The organism is Geobacillus thermodenitrificans subsp. thermodenitrificans DSM 465 (assembly GCF_000496575.1).
Lineage (GTDB): Bacteria > Bacillota > Bacilli > Bacillales > Anoxybacillaceae > Geobacillus > Geobacillus thermodenitrificans.
The window spans coordinates 78,179-101,250 of the sequence record NZ_AYKT01000012.1 but is presented as its reverse complement, the minus strand read 5'-3'; the positions used below and the strand labels follow the sequence as shown (position 1 = coordinate 101,250).

20 protein-coding genes and 1 pseudogene are annotated in these 23,072 nt (G+C 46.3%); 12 read left to right on the top strand and 9 right to left on the bottom strand.

Annotated features, from left to right (window positions below; translation table 11 throughout):
- Positions 1–63 precede the first annotated feature (63 nt).
- On the top strand, positions 64–339 hold the full coding sequence (locus DSM465_RS20295; protein WP_223812804.1) for a peptidoglycan recognition protein family protein: 276 nt from the start codon (positions 64–66) through the stop codon (positions 337–339).
- 67 nt (positions 340–406) lie between these two features.
- Positions 407–574, top strand: coding sequence for an SPOR domain-containing protein (locus tag DSM465_RS20290; RefSeq protein ID WP_230459248.1), 168 nt, complete (start codon positions 407–409; stop codon positions 572–574).
- An 86-nt stretch (positions 575–660) separates the two neighbouring features.
- On the opposite strand, the gene DSM465_RS0112755 is transcribed toward DSM465_RS20290, so the two are convergent.
- Positions 661–1,443, bottom strand: coding sequence for a helix-turn-helix domain-containing protein (locus tag DSM465_RS0112755; protein WP_008881273.1), 783 nt, complete (start codon positions 1,441–1,443; stop codon positions 661–663).
- 372 nt (positions 1,444–1,815) lie between these two features.
- Positions 1,816–2,981, bottom strand: a pseudogene (locus DSM465_RS18355) (IS256 family transposase).
- 816 nt (positions 2,982–3,797) lie between these two features.
- Here DSM465_RS18355 and DSM465_RS0112740 point away from each other — a divergent pair.
- The 4 genes from DSM465_RS0112740 (at position 3,798) to DSM465_RS0112725 (ending at position 7,581) form a co-directional block, all read left to right on the top strand.
- The gene (locus DSM465_RS0112740; RefSeq protein ID WP_008881271.1) at positions 3,798–4,088 is read left to right on the top strand and encodes a CC/Se motif family (seleno)protein; all 291 of its coding nucleotides are present in this window, start codon (positions 3,798–3,800) and stop codon (positions 4,086–4,088) included.
- A 15-nt stretch (positions 4,089–4,103) separates the two neighbouring features.
- Complete coding sequence (locus tag DSM465_RS0112735) at positions 4,104–4,637, top strand: hypothetical protein (RefSeq protein WP_008881270.1); 534 nt, start codon at positions 4,104–4,106, stop codon at positions 4,635–4,637.
- A complete protein-coding gene (locus tag DSM465_RS0112730; protein ID WP_011886730.1) occupies positions 4,634–6,250 on the top strand; it encodes a carbon starvation CstA family protein in 1,617 nt (538 codons plus the stop codon). Before DSM465_RS0112735 ends, DSM465_RS0112730 begins: the two co-directional genes overlap by 4 nt.
- 470 nt (positions 6,251–6,720) lie before the next feature.
- On the top strand, positions 6,721–7,581 hold the full coding sequence (locus tag DSM465_RS0112725; RefSeq protein ID WP_029761502.1) for a DUF3990 domain-containing protein: 861 nt from the start codon (positions 6,721–6,723) through the stop codon (positions 7,579–7,581).
- Positions 7,582–7,630: 49 nt separating this feature from the next.
- On the opposite strand, the gene DSM465_RS0112720 is transcribed toward DSM465_RS0112725, so the two are convergent.
- Positions 7,631–8,419: a zeta toxin family protein gene (locus DSM465_RS0112720; RefSeq protein WP_029761501.1), complete on the bottom strand. Its 789-nt coding sequence runs from the start codon at positions 8,417–8,419 to the stop codon at positions 7,631–7,633.
- Positions 8,420–8,797: 378 nt separating this feature from the next.
- Between DSM465_RS0112720 and DSM465_RS0112715 the strand changes: the two genes are divergently transcribed.
- A complete protein-coding gene (locus tag DSM465_RS0112715) occupies positions 8,798–9,478 on the top strand; it encodes a YebO family protein (RefSeq protein ID WP_230459247.1) in 681 nt (226 codons plus the stop codon).
- A gap of 135 nt (positions 9,479–9,613) precedes the next feature.
- Here the strand turns inward: DSM465_RS0112715 and DSM465_RS0112710 are convergent, their stop codons facing one another.
- A complete protein-coding gene (locus DSM465_RS0112710; RefSeq protein WP_008881263.1) occupies positions 9,614–10,375 on the bottom strand; it encodes a sporulation protein in 762 nt (253 codons plus the stop codon).
- A 166-nt stretch (positions 10,376–10,541) separates the two neighbouring features.
- On the opposite strand from DSM465_RS0112710, the gene DSM465_RS0112705 reads away from it, so the two are divergent.
- On the top strand, positions 10,542–10,943 hold the full coding sequence (locus DSM465_RS0112705) for a (deoxy)nucleoside triphosphate pyrophosphohydrolase (RefSeq protein ID WP_029761499.1): 402 nt from the start codon (positions 10,542–10,544) through the stop codon (positions 10,941–10,943).
- Positions 10,944–11,143: 200 nt separating this feature from the next.
- Here DSM465_RS0112705 and DSM465_RS0112700 read toward each other — a convergent pair whose 3' ends face one another.
- The 5 genes from DSM465_RS0112700 to DSM465_RS0112680 form a co-directional block, all read right to left on the bottom strand.
- Entirely contained in the window at positions 11,144–12,385 is a 1,242-nt protein-coding gene (locus DSM465_RS0112700; protein WP_008881261.1) for a HAMP domain-containing sensor histidine kinase, read from the bottom strand.
- Entirely contained in the window at positions 12,385–13,089 is a 705-nt protein-coding gene (locus DSM465_RS0112695; protein WP_008881260.1) for a response regulator transcription factor, read from the bottom strand. Before DSM465_RS0112695 ends, DSM465_RS0112700 begins: the two co-directional genes overlap by 1 nt.
- A 115-nt stretch (positions 13,090–13,204) precedes the next feature.
- Positions 13,205–15,688 carry an ABC transporter permease gene (locus DSM465_RS0112690; protein ID WP_029761498.1) on the bottom strand — a complete coding sequence of 828 codons (2,484 nt, stop codon included), beginning with the start codon at positions 15,686–15,688 and terminating at the stop codon, positions 13,205–13,207.
- Positions 15,689–15,719: 31 nt separating this feature from the next.
- On the bottom strand, positions 15,720–16,406 hold the full coding sequence (locus DSM465_RS0112685) for an ABC transporter ATP-binding protein (RefSeq protein WP_008881258.1): 687 nt from the start codon (positions 16,404–16,406) through the stop codon (positions 15,720–15,722).
- A 443-nt stretch (positions 16,407–16,849) separates the two neighbouring features.
- On the bottom strand, positions 16,850–18,019 hold the full coding sequence (locus DSM465_RS0112680; RefSeq protein WP_029761497.1) for a Gfo/Idh/MocA family protein: 1,170 nt from the start codon (positions 18,017–18,019) through the stop codon (positions 16,850–16,852).
- A 289-nt stretch (positions 18,020–18,308) separates the two neighbouring features.
- Between DSM465_RS0112680 and DSM465_RS0112675 the strand changes: the two genes are divergently transcribed.
- Genes DSM465_RS0112675 through DSM465_RS0112660 form a run of 4 tightly spaced genes read left to right on the top strand, consistent with a single transcriptional unit; the run spans position 18,309 to position 22,995 of the window.
- Positions 18,309–19,352 (top strand): sugar phosphate nucleotidyltransferase, encoded by a 1,044-nt coding sequence (locus tag DSM465_RS0112675; protein WP_008881256.1) that lies wholly within the window; start codon positions 18,309–18,311, stop codon positions 19,350–19,352.
- Complete coding sequence (locus tag DSM465_RS0112670; RefSeq protein WP_011886733.1) at positions 19,349–20,539, top strand: glycosyltransferase family 4 protein; 1,191 nt, start codon at positions 19,349–19,351, stop codon at positions 20,537–20,539. Before DSM465_RS0112675 ends, DSM465_RS0112670 begins: the two co-directional genes overlap by 4 nt.
- On the top strand, positions 20,520–21,635 hold the full coding sequence (locus tag DSM465_RS0112665) for a hypothetical protein (RefSeq protein ID WP_029761496.1): 1,116 nt from the start codon (positions 20,520–20,522) through the stop codon (positions 21,633–21,635). The genes DSM465_RS0112670 and DSM465_RS0112665 overlap by 20 nt, the downstream gene beginning before the upstream one ends.
- Positions 21,586–22,995: a phosphomannomutase/phosphoglucomutase gene (locus DSM465_RS0112660; RefSeq protein WP_029761495.1), complete on the top strand. Its 1,410-nt coding sequence runs from the start codon at positions 21,586–21,588 to the stop codon at positions 22,993–22,995. The genes DSM465_RS0112665 and DSM465_RS0112660 overlap by 50 nt, the downstream gene beginning before the upstream one ends.
- Positions 22,996–23,072: the final 77 nt, after the last annotated feature.

Sequence of the window (23,072 nt, the reverse complement as noted above, 5' to 3'; positions counted from 1 at the left end):
GGTTTACTAGGGAAAAATCAATACAACAATCACTGGAATCAGCCAAGACCAGATGGTAGGCAGGTGTGTGTTCATGCATTTATCGGAAAGTTAAAAGATGGATCAATTGCGACATATCAAACGTTACCTTGGAATCATCGTGGTTGGCATGCGGGTGGAGATGCGAATAATACACATATTGGCTTTGAAATTTGTGAAGATAATTTAACGGATAAAACTTACTTTAATAAAGTTTATAAAGAAGCGGTTGAATTGTGCGCGTATCTTTGTAAACAATACAAATTAACTGAGAAAAATATTATCGGTCATTATGAAGGGTATCATAAAGAAGATTGCTAGTAATCATGGTGACCCGCGTCATTGGTTTTCTAAATTTGGCAAATCAATGGCTACGTTCCGAGCAGATGTGAAGAAAGAATTAGCAGAAGGAACAACAACTTCTAAACCATCAACTGGCGCTAAAAAACTGTATCATGTGCAGATTGGTGCTTATAGTGTTAAAAAGAATGCAGACAAGCAGTTAGCAAAAGCGAAGAAAGCTGGATTTAAGGATGCGTTTGTGAAGTATGAGTAAATGGAAGTAACCGAGGAGTATATTATTCCTCGGTTGTATTCATTGCTTAGAATTGGTATTACTTTTGAAATCGATTTTGTATGCTCCTAATACTCATCAAACTTCTTCTTTATTTTTTGTTTTAATTTAAAACTAAGGCGATTTGTATGCTCATTATTTTTTACTAATAATTGATATGCTGAAATAATAGTGATAGTACGAACAGATAAAGCAAGGCCAACAGCTATCAAAAAAACAAAAATCGGATAATAAGGAACTAAGATACCCATTTCTAACTTTTTCTCCAAAGCAAAAGCTAGAAAACCTACTGCTAATAAAGAACCTCCAACTATTGTTGTTCCTAAATGTTTTCTTTTAAATCCTTCATATCTTGTTCTTAATTCTTTAATATAATTTGAATCAAACAATAACACTTCTTTTTTTAGAACTGTATATTGTCCTTGATCAAAGCCTAACGTAGCAAAAGAAATAATACCTAATGTTGCGATGATAATAATTAATAGAACACCTAGAAGTGAGGTGGTTCCTAAAATAAAATATGGTTCAAACGCTAGTGCAAACAGTCCGAAGCCTATACCAACATGGTTAGCAATTTTTTTTGAACTTAATAAAAAACCTTCTGCCATTTCTCTACTAACATAATAACCATCTTCTTTATCATCATTATTTTCGGCAGACTCTTTCAATAAGTAATCAATAGATACCTCAAAGATATTCGCAATCATCAATAGTTTTTCAGTTTCGGGGAATCCTTGACCATTTTCCCATTTACTTATTGCTTGTCGAGTGGTGTTTAATTTTTCCGCTAGAGCCTCTTGAGACAGTCCTTTCTCTTTTCGTAACTTAACAAGTTTTTCTCCAAAATTCATTTGTTGTAACTCCTTTCATGTTATTAACTATATTGTATAAAACATCGATATTTTTTCTATCCTATTCTAGTTGCACTTTGTCAACTTCTAGTTGCACTTTGTCAACTTGTGGTTGCATTGTTGTTATTCCGCACTTTAAAGCTTATTTTATTAAGTCTATACAAATTATATTTATTATATTTAATAAATAAAACTAAAGTTTTTTAGAAATTTCGGTACCGTCAAGAATTTTGTGTAATGTAATGGGGTAGGGTTTCTCTGAAATGGATTTGAATTGATAGGGGACTGATTTTCTCCACACAGGAGACTGAATATTCAGTCTCCTGTGTGGAAAGGGAGAATCCCCCTATTTTGTTTATTTACAGTATTTGGTTAATGATAACGTTCTTCAAACATTCGTTGAAGGGCTTCATGCGCTTCGGCAAATCCTCGCAACTTTCGCCCTGCCCATTTCTCATTAAAATCTTGAATGGTCAAATACACGATTTTTTCAGCGGCTTCTAAACTATTCAAACTGTTCATCGGTTTTAGGCGTTTCCGAATCTCCTTGATCGTTCGTTCGATGGCATTGGTCGTGTAAATCACACTTCGAATACTGCTTGGATCATCCATAAATGTAAGGAGGACATCCAACTCATTGGCCCAAGATTGAACTTCTCTTGGATATTTGCTGGACCATTTCGACTCAAACTGTTGAAACATTTGTAACGCCATCTCTTATTCGGCGCGCGATAAATCAGCTTGAGATCCTCGGCCACTTCGAATTGGTCTTTTTTCCGAACACGATGGAGCGTGTTGCGGACTTTGTGAACGACACAACGCTGCACATCGGCTTTCGGATAAACCGCCTTAAAGGCCTCCTCCAACCCCGGTAGTCCATCGAATACGCCCAGAAGCACTTCCTTTACGCCCCTGTTGTATAGTTGTTGAAGAATCTCCTGCCATACATAGGCGCTTTCCTGTCCTCCCACAAAGAAATCAAGAATTTCGCGATATCCTTCTTCATTCACCCCTAACACCACATAAATGGCTTCTTTCTCCACGGTTTCGCGACGAAGTTTTACGTATAAACCATCCAAATATAAGACAGAATAACGCTTGTGCAGTGGACGAGTGTGCCATTTCTCGATGCCTTCCTTCACTACATCGGTAATACGGCTGATCGTTGCAGGAAAATAGGCATTGCCTAAAATTCGTTCAATAAACGTGCCAATTTCACGTGTGCTCATGCCACTTTGATACATCCTGATGATGGCTTCCTCAAGCCAGCCCGTGTGGCGTTGGTAAGGGGCAAACAGCTGCGTTTGAAATTCTCCGTTTCGGTCTCTAGGGACCAAAAGACCTTCAATCCGGCCATATTGCGTATCTAGATTTCGTTGATAGTAGCCGTTTCTCATATTCGATGTTCCGGCTTGTTCTATTTCGAGGAAATTCTTGATTTCTTCCCGCATGATCAGTTCTAATTTTTTCTTTACAAACTGACGAATGACGCTTTCCAGTTGAGTTGTCCAGTCGACATTCGGTATACTTTTAGACATAGGTAGGGTTCTCCTTTCTCTGGAATGTGTTGGTCCAAATCAGAGAATACCCCACCTTTTTTCTTTTGTTCTAGCAAAATGCTTTACACAAAATTTTATACATCATCCATTAGGGCGTCTTAAAAAAGGAGGAAAATTTATCTTTATAGATTTGTTTCAAGATCCTAAATATTATCCAGATCCTAGCAAGATAGATATAGCTATCGAATCCCGAAATGGTATGATTACTGAGCGAGTTCGCTTAGATAAAATCATTGAGTTACCATTTCCACTGAAGCATAAAAAGGTTCTGGGTTATGCGGAAATCATTACCGGACGAATCGTTGAAAAAGATTCGCGTTAAAGAAAGGGGTTCCTGACCTTGAGCTTTTCCTTCAGGTGACTTTGCCGGAGGCCGCAAACTTAAACAACCCATCCCCATGAACGCAAGATTCAATTGGCTCATTCCATGACGATTGTTTTGTATTGCTTGTGAAATTGTCATCGTAAGGAAAAGCCCGTTCCCTAGATGAGAAGGGAACGGGCTTTATTATCTTGAATCAAGAAGTTGGTGTAGGGCGTTCAATGGTGAAAAGACGGCCCGTGTTCACGGTTGCTTAGGAGGCCGATGAAAATCACTAGCTTTGGGGGGAACTCTAAACAGTAAGTCTTATGTATGAAAAAACCATCTTTTTGCGGTATGATTTTGGCTCAATCCCCCCACTTTTCGATGAGGAGGGTGTAAGAAAAGGGTGCATTTTTAAATCAAACTAATGTATAATATACTATACAGAATATACAGAAAAAATAGTAAATTATTAATGGGCGGGATGAACGATGGATTATTCTATTTCCATTGACGACAACGCTAGGAAGTGGTTAAGGAAGAAGGGGAGTGTATTGACCATTTCGAAGTTCCAAGCGACCCATTGTTGTGTCCCGGCATCAGAAGTGTGGGTTGAATTTCAGAGGCCTGAAAATGAAAACCTTTACAAAAAGATTGTTCAACACGGGATTACGTGTTTTATAGAAAAAGGTCTGGAGTTTAAACAAAACCATCTGAAGGTGAAACTGACTGGTCCACCCTTTTTTAAAACGATTCGAGTGGAAGGGCTCAAATATTTTTAAAGAGGGGGAGAACGAATGGTGGGAGATCGGTTGACCCGCTTTGCCCATGAGTTAGCTAATAAATTCACTTTATATTTTGATGTATACCGCGATGAACAAATCAGCGATTTCCCCCTCGCGTTTATTGCCCACTACAAGCGGAGAGACGAACGGTATATGGTAACAAAAAAGATTAAAGTATACGGTGTGGAAAACCAACAACTTGTTTTTGCTACTGTCGCAAATGAACCCGTCTCGTTACCATTTGTCAGGCGATTTCGGGATGTCATCGATCAACATAAACATCAATTTATTCAAGAACATACAGAACATATGTCTACGATTGTACTCGGCCTTATCATTGCGGATGGCAAACTCGATGAAGTGGTTTTGAAGGAGGTGAGGAAGTATCGAAAAGTAAAGTTTTTAAAATTCGGCTGGCACGGGTGGGTTGAGATGTATATGGCCGTCCTCCATCCTACTCAAAAAACCGTTCATATCCACCCGAAGGGAAGGTCGTTCGTCAAGTCGATCGAAACTCTAATGAGGGAGGATAAAATTAGCCTATGAGCGCGGTGACCTTATTGCTGATTTCGGCTATTGCCTTTATTGTTGCTTATTTTACGTATGGCAAGTATCTTGACCGCAAGCTCGGCGTGGACCCAAACCGGCCGACGCCGGCGGTGGAGATGGCGGACGGGAAGGACTATGTTTCCACTAATCGGCCCGTTTTGCTTGGTCACCATTTCGCTACGATTGCGGGCGGCGGTCCGATTGTCGGTCCGATTTCCGCGGCGGTATTCGGTTGGATTCCGGCTGTGTTGTGGATTGTGTTAGGAAGCATTTTCTTTGGCGGGGTGCATGACTATGCCTCGCTGCAAGCATCGATCCGCCATAAAGCGCAGTCGATCGGCACGGTCATTAAAGAGTATATCGGCAAGCGCGGCCAAACATTGTTTTTATCGTTCTCTATCGCGACCATTATTCTTATTGTTGGCGTGTTTATCGTGTTGGTTGCCGATACGTTTGCCAACGTTCCGGCGGCAGCGACTGCTTCCATATTGTTTATTTTCGTGGCGATGTTGTTCGGCTTTTTCGTCAACCAAATGCGCGTCAATTTTGTGTTGGCGAGCATCATCGGCGTCATTGTCATGTTTGCTTGCGTTTGGATCGGCATCGTGTTCCCGATTAAAATGAGCGCGACGTTTTGGGTGTTTTTCTTGATCATTTATTCTTATGTAGCCTCCGTGTTGCCGGTTTGGTTGCTTTTGCAGCCGCGCGATTATTTGAACTCGTATTTGTTGTACGGTATGATGCTCGGTGGGTTTATCGGCATTCTTTTTGCGAATCCGACGCTTCAACTCGCCGGCTTCACCGGCTTTTACAATGAAAATTTAGGTCCGTTGTTCCCGATTCTCTTTATTACGATTGCCTGTGGCGCGATTTCTGGTTTCCATTCCTTGGTGGCGAGCGGCACGACAGCCAAACAGTTGGACAACGAACGAAGCGGCCGTTTCATCGCCTACGGTGGGATGCTGATTGAAGGGTTTTTGGCGGTGATTGTTGTCTGCTCGGTAGCGTATTTGACGACGGAGCAGTTCACGCAGCGACTCGCTGAGTTAGGCGGGCCGATCCCGGCTTTCTCTGCTGGTCTCGGGTATTTTATGAGCCATTTTGGCATTCCGGAAACGGTAGGCACAACCTTTGTTGCTCTGGCTGCCTCGGCTTTTCTCATGACAACGTTAGATTCAGCGACACGGCTCGGGAGATACGGTGTGCAAGAGTTTGCGGAAGGAAGATCCAAGACGTTTGCCAATCCTCATGTAGCAACAGGAGTGATCGTCGTCGGTGCGGCGGCGCTGGCGCTCTCGGGAACGTGGAGCGATTTATGGCCGCTATTCGGTTCTGCCAACCAAATGCTTGGCGCGTTGGCGTTGTTGGCCGTCAGCGTCTGGCTTGTTAAAAGAGGGACGAAGTCGTGGTTTGCGATCATCCCGATGATATTTATGTTTATTGTGACGCTTTCCGCGTTGCTTGTCTTCATGAGAACGAATTTCTTGAGCGGCAATATCTTCCTTGTGGTTTGTGGGTTTATCTTGTTTGTCTTGTGTATCTTCCTCGTCCTTGAAGCGTATCGTTCCTTTACAAAACCGAAAGATAAAGATACGACGGTCAAAGCGTAATAGGTTAAGGCGATACTAGAGTTGCTGAACATCCCCTTTTGGTAGACTTCTGTCTATTGAAAGGGGATTTTGTTATGCATGACAGTATTTTTTACATTCTAGAAAGTTGGTGAAACACGAGCGTTTTCCATTGTGCAGCGGTCTTCTAGGTGGAGTAAGGTTTGTAAAGCTTTTCTATTTTGATAAGTTTCGTCGTTGCACCGTGTTCCTCAATAAATCCTCCTTTCTAAGGCTCTGCTTCATAATGGAATTGGCCTAAAAGGTCGATGATTGCGTCGTAAACACGGCGCCAGAGAGGGCTTTTTTACATAGAGAAACTTTGTGACTCTGCTCTTACATGCATTTGAGAATTGTGAAGTAACGGAAACGCTTGCGGTTCACTAGCTTCCTAGGTAATACGTATATTTTCTTTCTCATAAGTATATATGGACTACGTTTTATCATCTCCAATGAAGGGAGGAAGTCTCCCTATGCTCCCCGCTCATGATACATGTACGGTTTATCATGGAACGAATCTGTTCGCCGCAAGGATCATTAGAAAGATCGGGATACGGCTTGATGTGCAGAGAGAGCTTACTGATTTCGGAAAAGGCTTTTATGTTACGTTAAATCCTCAACAAGCAAAAAACTGGGCGCAGATTAGGGCCATGCATCCGCAAATTTCTCCCGACTTACTGGCCCAACTCAATATGAGCCAGTCTCAGTATTTCAATCATCCGGAGATTAAAATTCCAGCTTGTTTAGTGTACGAGCTGAATGTAAGCCAGCTGCGGCAATTAAACGGAAAAGAGTTTTCCTTGCCTCATGAGACGGGATGGGAGCGCCATCAGCGGTCATGGGAACGGTTTGTGTTAGATTGCCGTACGGGGAAGAGACATCATTACGACTATGTGTATGGACCGGTAGCTAAGGGGCATTTGACTAATATTGAGAAAATCAAAGTTTCCCGTACAAAAGATCAGCTTTCTCTAAATAGCATGCGGGCCGTAACATGTTTATCCACATTAGATATTGTGGCTTTCAAACCGGAAGACATATATATGAAAACGTTCTTGTTAAAGCAGCTGTGGAATCATATACAGAACTCGGAAAATGCTAGAAACTATAGATTTTTACACGAAATCCGCAATGAGTTGATGATGATTGGCAACCTGACTAGCCGTCAGGCCGATAAGATGTTGCGCCAGTCTTTAACGTCTCTTCCATTCAGTTCAATTATCATGCACGAACCGGCTGCTTATTGGGCTTTTTCCGTTTTGTACGGGATGCGGAAGCTTTGGTATAAAGAGTATGAAGTGTACATGAAAAAGAAACATGGAGCACGTAAGTAAGAAAAGCGGCTGCAGCGTGGTCGCCCGACGCGGTTTGCCGCCATTTTTATTATGTTTTTCCTTTTTTTAAAAAATTGTTGTATAAGACAGGCTCTATGTAATCGTTAGAGGCAATAAGTACGAGTTTGTCTTGATTGTCGTATACATAGTAACGATCAGCGAAGTCTTTAATGGCTTGAAACGTTCGTGGGACTAGCTTGTGTGTATTTTCGATTACTTGATAAGGAATTTTTCTTCCGGTCATCTTTGCTCTTTCCTTGGCTCGTTGTTTCGCTAATTCGAGAGGAATGTCAACGATATAAATATGCACTTTATAACCGGCTTTTTTTAGCTTCTTCATCAACTGTTTGTATGCCCTCGTTCTAGCCATGGTTCCTTCGTAAATGAAATGTTTGCGATGGCGAATCAGCTGTTTCAATAATAAATTGCTAATGTCGCGGGATTCTTGATGAACGAGACGGGCGGCGTCATTTGGATGAGTTTTTTGCAGCGAGTGATATTCGGGAATGTAGGTTTTTATGTCATCAGGATCTACGATGATTGCCTGTACACCTTCTTCAGCTAATTGTTTTTCAATCACCGTTTTTCGCATCATCGTCTTTCCAGAGGCTGTTCCGCCGCCAATAAGAATGGCTATGGGCCTTTCCGTTTTTGGGGGAGAAGGGGCTTGTTTCATGATCGCATGAACGATCCTCATATGCATGGCGTGACGTTTCGGACTGTATTTATAGCCTTTCACCGAATACATTTCTTTTGTGCTCTTTATTTTTGCGTGATTCCGGTTGAATTTTTTTGTGAATATCCATTTTAAGCGTTCTAGTGGCTTTATGAATTTCATGGGGTCACCTTCCTTTTGCAGAAAGCTCTTGCCTTTGAACAGTGAAGAAGATGGCTTAGCCCTCTCTAGAGGAGTGGTATTTCTTCATGCCAGTGGTTTTGGAAAGTTTCAAATATCAAGGTTTATGTAGTAGAGAAACGTCTTTTGGTATCGTATAATTCATTAAAATAAACACTCTTTTCAGCGTCCACGCAGGAGACAGGAATATGTCATCTATTCATATCCAATGTATGCACCAAAAAGCGAAGGTAACATAAAATGAATGGAAACTTTTGCTTTAGTTTCAGCATTCGGAAATGGAAGGTGGAGCAAGGGGGACAGTATTTCCTGCTGTTGTCATCGTATAACATTGTCTTCAACGAAAGAGGGGGCTGGGTGATGAAGAAGACGTCGGTATTCGGGTTGCTTTTTTTATTGCTGATTTCTGGTTGCGTGAACGAGTCGGGCGACAAAGTCAAACTAAACCAGCAAATACAAGAACAGGCGCAGCTCATTGATCAGCTGAAACAGCAGAACAAAGAATTGGCCAAAAAAGCGGCAGAGTGGCAAACAATGAACGAGAAAAAGGTATTGTCCGCTGCATTGGCGATTGTCGAGGCGCTGAAGGCGAAGGATATGGACCGGCTTGCGATGTACGTCCATCCAGACAAAGGGGTGCGTTTCAGTCCGTATGGCCATGTCGATATCGCCAACGATGTCGTGTTTGCGAAAGACGAGCTCCCTTCACTTATGGAAAGCAACCGTATTTATCGATTTGGTACGTTTGACGGGTCTGGGGAGCCCATCATGATGACGTTTAGCGATTATTTTCAGAAGTTTGTTTATGATGTGGATTTTGCTAATCCACATATGATTGGAAACAACATCGTGATCGGGAAAGGGAATACACTAGAAAACATTCATGAAGTATATCCTGATGGAGTATTTGTGGAGTTTCATTTTACCGGGTTTGACGAGCAATATGACGGTATGGATTGGAAGAGCTTGCGCCTTGTCTTTGAACAAGATGGCGGCTCATGGAGATTGGTTGGGATTGTTCATGATCAATGGACGACCTAAGTACTGCTGGCATTTTCGCTGAAAGAAACCATGCTGTTTCGTCTGTAGAGCAGCGATAGGGGGACATAGGGGTAAGATGTCGATGCGCTTCATTATGGGACAAAAGAGGCCGATGGCCCCTTTTGTTTTTTAGTTTTAGCTATGGCGTTGAATCACATTGGCCAACAGTTGCGGCAATGATGCGATATCGTTCGGTCCATAGGTAAACCGGACAAGCGTTTCGTCCATATCAAGCGCTTCGGCGAGCAATCCAGCGAATCCGCGCGCTTTGCGGTCAATTTCTAAAATGGTTTCCACTCCATGTTCAGAAACAAAAAAGACAGCTTCCAATTCGTCAAGGCGCCCTCTAAATGCTCCCCTTGTCGGTCGAAATTCAAACTCTTGGACAAACGGCAGCCGCCGTTGCCAATAGCGCGGCGCTTGTTCGCATTGCACATGGCGGAGACGGAATCCTAGCTGGTGGGCGGCCTCGAGAAATGCTGCGACGAGCGGGTGTGGTTCGATTGTGAGGTAGTCTCGGTCTTGTGGATCAAGCGCCATTTTAATGTCAAGGCCGGTTTGCAGCCATACTTTTGAAGAGCCGAGCGTAATTGGCACGTCATATGGCAAGGCGAATTGAAACGGAATCGTTTTGGTTTCATTCGGCTGGATCGTCATGGAGTCGGACACCCGGTACCGGGCGAGTACGGCTTTTTCTTCGACTTTCTTATCATCGATCTCGCGAATATACGTTGTCACTAAAGCGAGATAAATTTCATCAATGCGCTGTTCAACACTGCCGCCGCGAACCTCGACGACTCCTTCGACCGTTTCCCCTTGGGCGTATTGCGCTTTGGCAAGTTTCGTATCGACGGTGGCTGCCCCAATGCCGATGGAGCTTAACAGTTTTTTGAACAATCGACTCTCCCCCTTGTCGGTGATGGTTCTTATTCGGGAATACGCAATTCCTAGTAAAAAGGTTCCACATTTGTTATAGCACAATGTTTGAATAAATTCCACTATTTTGGAAAACGAAACGTTTTTTGCTAAAATGGCGTATATCGATGAGAGAGGTAGGTCAGCAATGAAACGGGTTATCCACGTGGTCGGGGCAGCCATCTGCAATGAACAGGGGGACGTCTTATGCGCGTTGCGTGGGCCGCAGATGTCGTTGCCGAACGTTTGGGAGTTTCCAGGCGGCAAAGTGGAAGAAGGAGAGAGTTCGGAAGCGGCCTTAGTTCGAGAAATTCGTGAGGAACTTGGCTGTACCATTTCGGTCGGCAAGCTGTTAGCTGATGTGTTCCATAAGTATGAACACGCCATCGTTCATTTGCAGACATATGAAGCTCGCCTCATCGATGGGGAGCCGCGGGCACGGGAGCATGCCGAGCTCCGGTGGGTGCCGTTCTCTCAGCTTCGTACCCTGGCATGGGCGCCCGCTGATCTCCCTACCGTTGAGGCACTGTTGGCAAAGAGCTGTTCATAGGCAAACGAGGCATTGATTCCGATGAAGGAAAACGGAATTGGCCCACAGTCATTCAATGAAGCCTTGGAGCCAACTGCTCCAAGGCTTCACTCTTCACCGTTGCAAGAGGTGACCGCGGGAAGTACAATTCCGCATGAGAAGATTTGTTTATGGTATGAGTTGGTGATGTTTTGCGCTACTTTAAGGTCAGCCTTTTTCCGTCAATAGTTAAGAAAAGTAATGGAAAACGTCGTACCTTTTCCGAGTTCGCTCTTCGCTTCAATCATGCCGCCATGCGCTTCGATGATCGATTTCGCTAAAGCCAATCCGATGCCGATCGAGTCAGGTTTTTTCGACGTTTTGGCCTTGTAAAAGCGTTTGAAAATGTGAGGGAGATCATCTTGGCTGATGCCTTCTCCCGTGTCGGCGATCACCACCCTTGTATAAAGCGGATGGGAGACGATGGTGATATCGATGTTCCCTCCCGGTGGGGTGTGTTCGATGCTGTTTTTTATGATATTGATGAACGCTTCTTTCAACCAAAGACGGTCATGGTTGAATTCAACTTCTTCACTGTTTTCAAAGCGAATATGAACATTTGCTTCGACCGCTTGCTCACGCAAATCGTCGATCGATTGCCAAACGGTTTCGTTTAAGCTTTGCTGTTGGCGATCCATTTGCAATGCTTTTGCGTCGAGTTTTGCGAGTTTGAGGAGGCTTTGAATGAGCCATTTCATTCGCTCGAGTTGTTTTTCGTTTTGCAATAAAAACATGCGTTGCTGTTCTTCCGACAGCTGTTTCCCTAACATAATTTCATTGTAGATGATCATGGAAGAGAGCGGTGTTTTGAGCTGATGGGAAATGTCGGACAATAAATCGGCTAAAAACCGTTTTTCCTTTTTCAGTTCATCTAATTGATTCCGGATCGTATTCCGCATGCCGTTAAAGGCGACCGCTAGTTTTGAAAAGTCACCTTCCCTTGTTTCGCTCATAATGATATTGAAGTCGCCTTCCACCACCTTTTCTGCGGCGAGCGCAAGTTGCCTAATGCGACTGTAAAGCGTTCGATATTGTGAGTAATTAAGGAGAAAAAGCGACAATGCCATCAATAGAAACAACAACACGACTGCACGCTCGTTTTTTTGAATCGCCGTGTGGACATAAGGAAATAATTCGTCGTTCAATTGCTCCGTTAATCCGTATTGCGCTAGGATCTCCTTTCCTTTTTCCTCTTCTTCACGCGAGATTTCTGTTGTCATGAACGGGACGATATCTTGCTCGAGTTCGGGGTGTTCCTCGACAATTCGTGAAGCAATGGAACCGAAGACGGCTATATAGTCACTTTTTAATTGCTCATGGTGAAGCTTTAACATGATGAAAGCAACGAGGAAAAAGAAAGCCATTAATGACAATAACACACCAGAGCTAAGACGCAGTTCAGGGTTCATAAAGTCGCGGCTCATCACAGTATCTTCTCCCTCGTCACTTCTTTATTCCATTTGTACCCGAGGCCTCTTTGCGTTACGATATATTGAGGCTCTTTAGGGTCATCTTCGATTTTTTCCCTTAGCCGTCGAATATAGACGGCTAACGTGTTTTCATCGAAAAATGCTTCCGTTCCTTCGGCAAGTTCGCGTAAGATTTCGTCGCGGCTCATGACGGTGCAAGGGCGATCCATCAATGTGAGCAGCAGCTTATATTCTTGAGCAGAAAGAGAGATTTTTTGTCCGTTTTTCTCGACGGTGGCCGCGAGCGGGTCGACGGTGATGGTGCCGCTTTTTAATATCATTCCCGTGGCTCGATGTCCTGCGCTTCTTCGGAGCAGCGCTTTAATTCTTGATAAAAACACGCCGACGCCAAACGGCTTCGTGATGTAATCGTCCCCGCCGAGCTCCAAGCCGAGAATGATGTTCACTTCTTCATCGAGCGCGGTCAAGAACAAGATCGGCACGTCGCTTGTGGCGCGAATATGTTTGCATAAATCATAGCCGCTTCCATCGGGCAAATTGATGTCTAAAATGATTAAATCAAACGATTGCGAGGCAAATAGCGCTTTTCCTTCTTCGAGAGTGGAAGCGCGACACACTTCATAGCCCTCGTCTTGCAAGGCGAATTCAATACCGAGTGCGAGCGATTCATCATCCTCGACTAGCAGTAGTTTGCTCATTCGTGTTCCTCCTTTGTGTACTCTAGCCGTTCGTTTCCTCCCTTTTATGATAGCTTGCCGAATTAGAAAAATAAAGGATGCGGATTATGGCGATCCGCATCCTTACCGTGTTCGTTTAATACTCTTCCCGAATTGCTTCAATAAGATGTTCTTTCTTCATTCTTGCCAAAGGTGGCAATACGGATAAATAAGCGATCACAACAGCGGCCGCTCCAGCGATGAGCATCGCTGTCCACGGAGGTTGCCATGAAAATTGTTTCACGTCAATGAAAAACATGTACATGAGATAGGACAGGCCGCATCCAATGATCGAACCGTACAGTGTCCCCATCGTTCCGTACATCACGCCTTCAAGCACAATCATTTTCTTTAATCCTTTGTTCGTTAAGCCGATCGCTTGCAAGGAAGCGAGCTCTCTTTTTCGTAAAAGGATATTGGTCGTTAAGGTGTTGATAATGTTGACGCTGCCAATGAAAGAGACGACGATGATAAAACCGTACACTAATATTTGCAGCATAAGAATGCTTGACTTCGCTTTTCGGTTTGTATCGATATGGTTGATGAGCATGACAGAAGGGTAGGGACGAATCACCGCTTCGATTTGTTTTTCTGCCTCCTTTTCACTCTCTGCCGTTTTCAGTTTAATATTCCATTGCACCGGTTGCAGTTTTTGTTGCGACAGCAAACGCTCCGCGACTGTCTTTGTTGTGATTAGTTTTAATCTGCTTGGATTGCTGCTGCGAAAGTGAAACGGATCGTCCTCGACAACGGCGGCCACTTTCACTTTTTGCATCGCATCTTTATAGGAAACGGGCGCGCGTTGGCCAACATCTTTTTCTAGATAGATTTCATCCCCCGGTTGCAGATGGGCGATTGGGCCGTTGTAAAATTTTTTTGTTTTGTCATTATAAAATTCGTTGTTCTTAATGACAATGACCACGTTTTCTTTTGTCAGCTGTTGTTCATCAATATTTCCTGCTTCCAAATAGCGACGGGCTGCCTTGAGTGATTCGCTGTCATAAATGTTGATCGTGGCTTCTACCATTATTTTTTCGCCGTCAGGCCAATCGATCGGTTGGTAAATGCCTTCGAACGGTTGCACTGCCTTCAGCTCGCTCTCTTTGTCGATAATGGCATAAAAATCATGTGATTCGTAAGCTTCGTATACTTTATCAACTGTCGGCAATGCTCTAAGGGCAGCAGAGATGGATGCGGCCGTCCCTTTCGCCTCTGGCGTGTCTTTTACGATGGAGAAATGAATGTTTCTCGACTCGTTGGGATGTTCGCTGATCGTAAAAGCCATGTCCATGAATGATTTAAACACAATAAAGAGCATGACGCTAATGGTAATTGAAAAGACGGTAATGCGGTATCGTTTGCGATCTCGCTTCATATTTTTCGCTGCCAACATACCTTCAAAGCCGAGCCACTTGCTGATCCACCTGTTTTTGCGCTTTTTTATTCGTTCTTTTACGATCAGCGCGCGACTGCTGATCGCTGCTAACGGCGAGATGCTGCCAGCGAAACGAGCTGGAAGCCAAGCGGAGACATAAATGGATGTGAGCCCGATGGCTGCGCTCAAGAGCAAGATGTTGCGAGAGATGATCGGCGGTGTGGCGAACAGCGCTTCGTTCGCAATCAGCTTAGATGCGAAAAAGATGCCGTAAATGGCGACAAGGCCGCACAGGAGGCCGAGAGGGATCCCGATCAATGATAAAAAGGTCGCTTCTCTTATCACAACAGCTCGGATTTGTTTTGGTGTCGCCCCGATCGCTCGTAATAAGCCGAATTGTTTGATCCGTTCAACAATACCAATTTGGAACGAGTTATAAATGATGGCGATCGTAGAGATCACAACGATTCCGATGATAATGGCGACCGCTGCATACAGTCCGATGGCCTGTTCATTGTCACCGCCGGCTCCTTGCAAAATAAGCAACTTCGTGTTTAGTTGAACATATCGGTCGTCGGACAACTTCTTCAGCTCGTTAACGGTTTTCTCCAAGTCCGCCTTTTCACTAATTTCAACAAGAAGAGAGGCATTCGTTTCATCGATTTTGTTCGTTTTTGACAATAAGATGCCTTTGTTGCTTATTTGATTTTCCACATCGTTTCCTAATATGCCGGAAACGGTGTATTGTTTATGTTGCAGTGTGATGCGGCTTCCAACTGTTGCCTGAGGATCGATTTGTTTTAGCAACCATTCCTCTAAAGCCGCTTCTGTTTCATTCTTGGGAAGCCGGCCTTTTTTCACATGCGTCGGAAGCAGCTCTAATGCACGGTTTGTGGCGATATATTCCGTCACCATCACCTTTTCGTTAATGCTCATTGTTTCGCCGATGGTGAAAAATCCGTATCTTGAAACGTTTGGATTATGAATGACTTTGTTGACCGTATCGCTGTCCAATTTTGTGAACATGACATGGTATGCGCCTTTGGTTTGTTTTGTTTCTTCAATTTCTGCCTGCTGTATCCAAAAGAGGAACAGACCGATCGCTGAGATTAAGGAAATAGATAACGTAATTCCTAATATGGTGAGTGCTGTTCTTTTTTTGCTTGCTTTTAAGTACTTCCGTGTAAGTTGCTTATAGCTCCTCATCCTCTTGTTCTCTCCTTTGTCGGCCAGAGTGTTAGCTTCGCTGTAAATATTGGTCGGAAATGATTTCGCCGTCTTGGATGGTCACAATGCGATCGGCCATCTCGGCGATTTGAATGTCGTGCGTAATTAAGAGGATCGTTTGGTTATACTTTTTCGCTGTAAACTTTAACAACTCTATGATGTCTTTTGAATGTTTACTGTCGAGATTACCGGTTGGTTCATCCGCGAGTATAATGGATGGTTTGTTTAACAGCGCTCGACCGATGGCGACGCGTTGTTGCTGTCCGCCTGATAATTCAGAAGGGAGATGGTTGCGTCGATTCGAAAGTCCTAATATGTCAATCAGCTCATTTAAATACGCTTTATCGACTTTGTCGTGATCGATCAATGCCGGCAGCGAAATATTTTCTTCAACAGTTAATACGGGGATAAGGTTGAAGAATTGGAAAATAAATCCGATTTTCCGTCTGCGAAAAATCGCCAGCTTTTCTTCGTTGTAATCGTAAATATTTTCACCGTCGATGAAGACATTGCCGCTTGTTGGTCGATCTAGTCCGCCGATCAAATGCAATAACGTACTTTTCCCGGAACCAGATGCACCGACAATCGCTACAAATTCCCCTTTTTCTACGGACAAATTAACATATTTCAATGCTTCCACTTTGTTTTCTCCTGTTCCGTAAGCTTTATATAAGCGTTCCACTCGCAAAAGTTCCATTTTTGTGACCCCCAATCATTTGTTCACTGTGCCTTCATTGTAGAAAATGGAATAGGGCTTTTCCATGCATGGAAGCTTACGGTCATCTTACAATTTTGTAAGGGAACGAGAACGGATGAGTAGTTGTGCGTATACGGTTTCATATAAAGCAAGGAGAGTGTGCTGACGATTTTAGGGAATAACGGCTAAGGAACGATGTCTTTTTTAGTATGTCCGGTTCTGTTGATGGTTCAGGGGTTTTGGTGAAAATATATATTTTTGCATGATTGATATCCTATTTATTATTGTTTCGAAAGAAGGCTCCTGTTTCCAATGCGTGAAGAGTACTGTTCGGTGAGTAGAGGAAGGCAAATGTCGGGTAGCTTAATGGGGAAATGAAAACGAACAAGCCTGTTGACAGCTGCCTTCACGGCAGCCCAACAGGCTTGTTTTGTTGCCCGTGCTTAGCGGGCAGGAGATAGTTTTTCTGCGACGGTGCATGATTCAGCTAAAGCGATGTCGGCGATGGCGTCTTCCATGGTGACAAGGCCGCGCTCATTTGGATTTTCGATCAAGCGGCAAAAGTCAAGAAAGCGCGCTTGAGCGCTCGCCTCGTACCAGCCGTGGCGGTCTGAGAGGGCAACCGTGCGTTCGTACAGGATACGCGGGGCGTCTGATGGTGCAGTTGATGACAACAGCCGGTTGGCTGCTTGACCAATTTGTTCGATGGCGCTAGCGGACGGTTGTTTTGGAATGGCATCGAGCAGATCGTCAATGCAGGCCGCTTCATCGGCCGAGACGAGACCGGAGACGGACAGCTGCATCGGAATCCAGCCGTCAAGCGTAATGCGCCCTCGTGTTGTATGAATGTCCCAATGCGTTGATTCTGGGGCGGCTGGGTCCATTGTAAAGCCGTGGTAATAGTGAACCGGAATGTGGCGACCGCCCTGCTCGTGGATGACAGTGGCTCCGACGCGCGGTCGTGTGCCGTCCGTATTCGTTAAGGCGAATCCCCGTGCTTCAGCCGCCTCACCGAACCAGTGGCGTCCGACTTCGAAAAAGTGGACACCGTGCTCGATGAAAATACCGCCGCTTTGCCGTTCATCCCAAAACCAATGGCCTTGAGCGACGCGGTGGGCCGCATTGTGTAGGCTCGCATAATCTACAGTCCCAAGCAGGGCATGGTGGATGAGTTGTTTGACGGCCTCCACAAGCGGGTGATAGCGCAAGACGAGATTGACGGCCAGCGCCCGTTGTCGGCGATTGGCAAGTTCCATGTTGGCGTGGAGCTTCTCGGCAGCAAGGGCGCCAGGCTTTTCGAGCAACACATGTTTTCCTTTCTCCAGCGCTTGTTTGGCGAGCGGAGCGTGCAAGTGCGGTGGAGTGGTAAGAATAACAATATCGACATGCGGGTCAGCGATCAGTTCTTCTGCTTCACGATATTCGCGCACATCATCTGACTTTGGCTTTCGGCGAAGATAAGCGTCGAGGACACGTCGGCGTTTGGCATCCGTCCGCCCGGCGACAGCGGCAAGATGAAAGGAAGGAAGCGGGGCGAGCGCACCGGCGAGAAATTCTGCGAACGCACCGGCGCCGGCGATACCGACGCGGTAATAGAAAGATGAAGAAATCATGGCGTATTCTCCTCCTTCCCCACATATATATATATCATTACTAATCTTCATTATACCGCAAAGAAAGAGGGGGGATTTCAAGTTTTTAAACTTGTAAACAATGAATAATTATTCATCGACAGTATCTGACAATCATTTTGCTTGCGTAACAGAAGGAATATTATGTATATTATTACTAGCAACCGTTGCAGCTGAGTGCTAGCAATCTATGAATCACTTTCATTTTCTCGTTCATCCGTCAAGATGATTGTCTGTTTTTTGCGAAAAAATCATATGGAGGGATGACGAAATGAAAGCATTGTTGCTGGCTGGAGGATTAGGTACACGTCTTCGTCCATTGACCGAAAACATCCCCAAACCGATGGCCCCAATTGCAAATCGGCCGTGGCTTGAGCACCTCATTATTCATCTTCGCGATCAAGGAGTCAATGAATTTGTCATCGCTGCTCACCATTGTTCAGAAGTGATCCGCCGTTATTTCGGCGACGGGAAGAGTTGGAACGTCAACATTACATACGCGCTTGAACCATTCCCGCTTGGAACGGCCGGGGCAATTAAAAATGCCGAACGTTGGCTTGATGAGCGATTCCTCGTGTTTAACGCCGATATTGTACATTTGCCGCAATTGATTCCTCTGCTTGATTTTCACCGACAGCACGGCGGCATCGCGACGATTGTTTTAACGGAAGTCGACGATCCGTCCTCCTATGGAGTAGTTGAACAAGATGACCAAGGACAAATTTTGCGTTTTATCGAGAAGCCGCGCCGTGAGGAAGCGCCGTCCAACCGGATCAATGCCGGTATGTATATTTTGGAACCGGACGTAATGCGCTACATTCCGGCTGAGCAGGAAGTGTCGATCGAACGTGAAACATTCCCGCGCTTAATCGAAGAAAACACTGGCGTTTATGGTATTGTCAGCAGCGGATATTGGCGCGATATGGGAACGCCGGCCCGTTATCGCCAAGTGCATTGGGATGCCTTGAACCGAGAGTTTCCGCTCCCGATCAAAGGGCGTGAGATTCAGCCGGGCGTGTTTGTCGGTGAAAATGTCAAAATTAGTTCGGGTGTGCTGTTTGTACCCCCTGTACTAATTGGTCATAATGTGAAAATCGGGCATCAAGCAGTCATCGGCCCGTATGCCGTCATCGGTGACGATTGTCAAATCGGCTCCCGCGTCCATTGCGCGCATACGATTGTCTGGGATCGTTCCCTCATTCGTGATCGCAGCCGTTTGCAAAACAGCATTTTTGGCTACCGGACGGTGACACCGGCTGGAGAAGTATTCGAAGATTCGATTATTAATCAGTTTAAGGAGGCGGTGCAAGCATGACCCGAATTGCGTACGTCAGTACATATCCGCCGCGTAGGTGCGGATTGGCTACGTTTACGGAACATCTTCGTCAAAGCATTGATAGCGTCCGCGGAAAGGTAGAGGGGGATCGGGTGATTGTCCTCTATAACGAAATTGATGGTGATGACGCCTATCGCGGCAATCCTGCGTATTGGCCGCTTCCAGCGCAAAATCGTGCCGCTTATGAGAAGATGGCCAGACGGGTGAATGAAAGTGATATTGATGTGGTCGTCCTGCAGCACGAATTTGGGATTTTTGGCGGCGAGGCCGGTGAATACATTCTCGATTTCATCGCGGCGCTCCAAAAACCGCTCATAACGACATTCCATACGGTGTTTGCTGCTCCTGAGCCGCCGTATCGCCCGATTCAGGAGAAGATCGCAGCGGCAAGCGATGCAATTATCGTCATGAACCGGCAGGCTATCGGGTATTTAGTAAAGGCGTTCGGTCTCCCAGAGGAAAAAATCGTCTACATTCCGCACGGCGCTCCGGGGCCAAGCAGCGAGGAACGCCAATCTCTACGCTCCCGCCTCGGATTTCACGGCCGTAAAGTGATGTTTACGTTCGGTCTGCTCAGCCGCGGCAAAGGCATTGAATCAGTGCTCACCGCGCTGCCGGGCGTCGTCCGCAAGGTGCCGGAAACGTTGTATGTCATCGCTGGCCAAACGCATCCGGAAGTGAAGAAACGGGAAGGTGAAGCGTACCGTGAGGAGCTGAAAGCATTGATTCATCGGCTCGGACTCGACGATCATGTTCGCATGGAAGATCGGTATTTCAGTGAGGAAGAGTTGATTGATTACTTGACGGCGTGCGATTTGTATGTCACTCCATACCCTGGTATGCAACAAATCACAAGCGGTACACTCGCTTATGCGGTCGGCGTCGGACGTCCGGTTGTTTCAACACCGTATGAGCATGCACGTGACTTGTTGCAAGGTTGTGAAGAACTGTTGTTGCCATATGGGAATACGTCTGTCTGGGAAGAGCGGCTCGTGCAGCTGTTGGCCGATGAGGCGGCGTTGGAGCGATGGGAGAGAATTGTGCGCCAAATTGGGGCAAACACGCATTGGCCGCGTGTCGGCGAACAGCATATCGCCTTATTTGAACGTGTATGCACCGCCGCCAACAGCGGGGAGGTGAAGGCGGTTGACTTCGTCAGTCATTAAGTTCGACCATCTAGAGCGCATGACTGACGACACCGGGCTGCTCGAACATAGCCTCGGCCGCATTCCGCGTCGGCGCGAGGGCTATTCGACTGACGATAACGCCCGTGCGATATGGGCATGTTTAGAGTGGCTTGCCCTGCTTAAAAATCGAGAGATGGAGAAACGTCTGTATCGCTTGCTTGATCGATATTTGGCATTTCTGCTTTGGGCGCAAAACGACGATGGAACATTTCATAATAATTTTTTCTTCGATCGGACGAAAGAAGAAGAGACGCCGTCAGACGACTGCCTCGGGCGGTCGTTTTGGGCGGTGGCGTCGGCGTATATTCAGTTGAATGATCCAGCTCGGTGCGAGGCAGCTGCAGATATGTTGCGGCGGGGGATGCCGGCGGCGTGGAAGCTTCACTCGCTGCGCGGCATCGCCTGGGGGTTGGCAGCTTGCGGCCTCTTGCTTGAGAAAGCAAGCCCACCCGGTGTCGACAAGGAAGAATTAGCGACGCTGGCCGGACGATTTGAGCGGCGGTTGCTTGAGGCGTATTGGACGCACACAGACGATGGTTGGCGTTGGTATGAGCCGGAGCTGACCTATGGGAATGGCGTGCTGCCGTGGGCACTTTGGACGGCGTATCGGCGCGCACCGAGGCAAGAGGTGAGGGAGGTAGCGGAAGAAAGCCTTGCCTTTTTAATAGAAATGATGAGCGGACCGGAGGGAACGATCCGTCCGGTCGGCAACCGCGGCTGGTGCAGCCGCCGCTACCGCGCTGACTGGGATCAGCAGCCGATTGATGTGATGAAGCTTGCTTTAGCGGCGCGCGAAGCATATTGGGCAACGGAGGACGAGCGGTATCGCGACGTTGTCCGCCGCTGTCTCGCTTGGTTTTACGGGAAAAATGATGGCAACGTTCCGTTAGCCGATCGAAGCGACGGTAGTTGTTGCGACGGGCTTGGTCCGAACGGTCCGAACCCAAATCGAGGGGCGGAGTCAACACTATCATACTTATTAACAGCAGCAATCGCTCAATCGATTTCGGTGGAGGTGGTTTTCGATGAATACGTCGATAACGAAACCGTTCGCATGGCCAACACACGTATTTAAAGAGTATGACATTCGCGGGCGTGCCGGCGAGGAACTTGATGAGTCGTTTGCTTATTGGCTTGGACGGGCCTTTGCTGAAATGATGCAAAATGAGGGTGAACGGAAGGCGGTTGTTGCCCATGACAACCGCCTGTCGTCGCCGGCGCTGCATCGATCGTTGAAAAACGGGTTGCTTGATGGCGGCTGTGATGTCATCGATATTGGGCTTTCGACGACACCGATGTTTTACTACAGCTTATACAACACGGACATTTCATGTGGCATGATCGTTACCGCAAGCCACAACCCAGGCGATGAGAACGGATTTAAAATCGCCATGGGAAAAACAACGATTTATGGCGAACGCATTCAAGCGCTGCGAAAGGCGATGGAGCGGCTAAGCCAACAACAGGCACAACCCGAAGTGACGCGGGGGCGTGAGGAAACGCTTGACCTGGTCCCGGCATATATCAAGATGTTGAAGGAGAAAATTCAGCTCGGTCCACGTCAGCTGAAAGTCGTTGTCGACTGCGGCAACGGCACCCCGTCGATCATTGCGCCAAAAGTGCTCAAAGAATGGGGCTGTGATGTCATCCCGCTCTATTGTGAATCCGATCCGACGTTCCCGAATCACCATCCTGACCCGGTTGTGCCGGAAAACTTAGCTGATTTGATCAAAACGGTGCGCAAGGAGCAGGCGGATCTAGGCATCGCATTTGACGGTGACGGCGACCGGATCGGTATCGTGGATGAAACGGGCACGATCCGCTGGGGCGACCAACTGATGGTATTGTTCTGGCGTGATATTCTCAAGCGCCATCCGGGAGCTGAGGCGCCGGTTGAGGTAAAATGTTCGCAAGCGCTCGTAGAAGAAATTGAGCGGCTCGGCGGCCGGCCGTTTTTCCACCGTACCGGTCATTCACACGTAAAAGCGACGTTGCGCCGCCGACCGGCCATTCCGTTTGCCGGCGAGATGTCCGGGCACTTATTCTTCAATGATGAATTTTATGGTTACGATGACGCCTTGTACGCTGCGGGACGGCTGCTTCGCCTCTTGTCGCATGACAAGCGCCCGCTCTCTGAGTGGTTTGCTGATGTGCCGTATTATGTGGCGACGCCGGAAACGCGTGTCACCTGCCCAGAGGAGAAAAAACCGATGGCCATCGACGCTGTGAAAAAACGGTTTGCCAGCCGTTATCCGGTCGTCGATGTCGACGGTGCTCGTATTCAATTCCGTGAAGGCTGGGGATTGGTGCGTCCTTCGAACACGCAACCGATTCTTGTCTTGCGCGCTGAAGCGAAGACGGAAGAAGCGTTGGCGGAGATTAAACGGCAGTTGGCTGATTGTTTGCATACGCTCGAGCTTCACGTCAATTGGTAACTTTGCTTTTGTCCAGATCGATGTGCCTACTTGTTCGTTATCTTAGATAGCAGCTATTTTTCCGGCGTCGGCCGCCC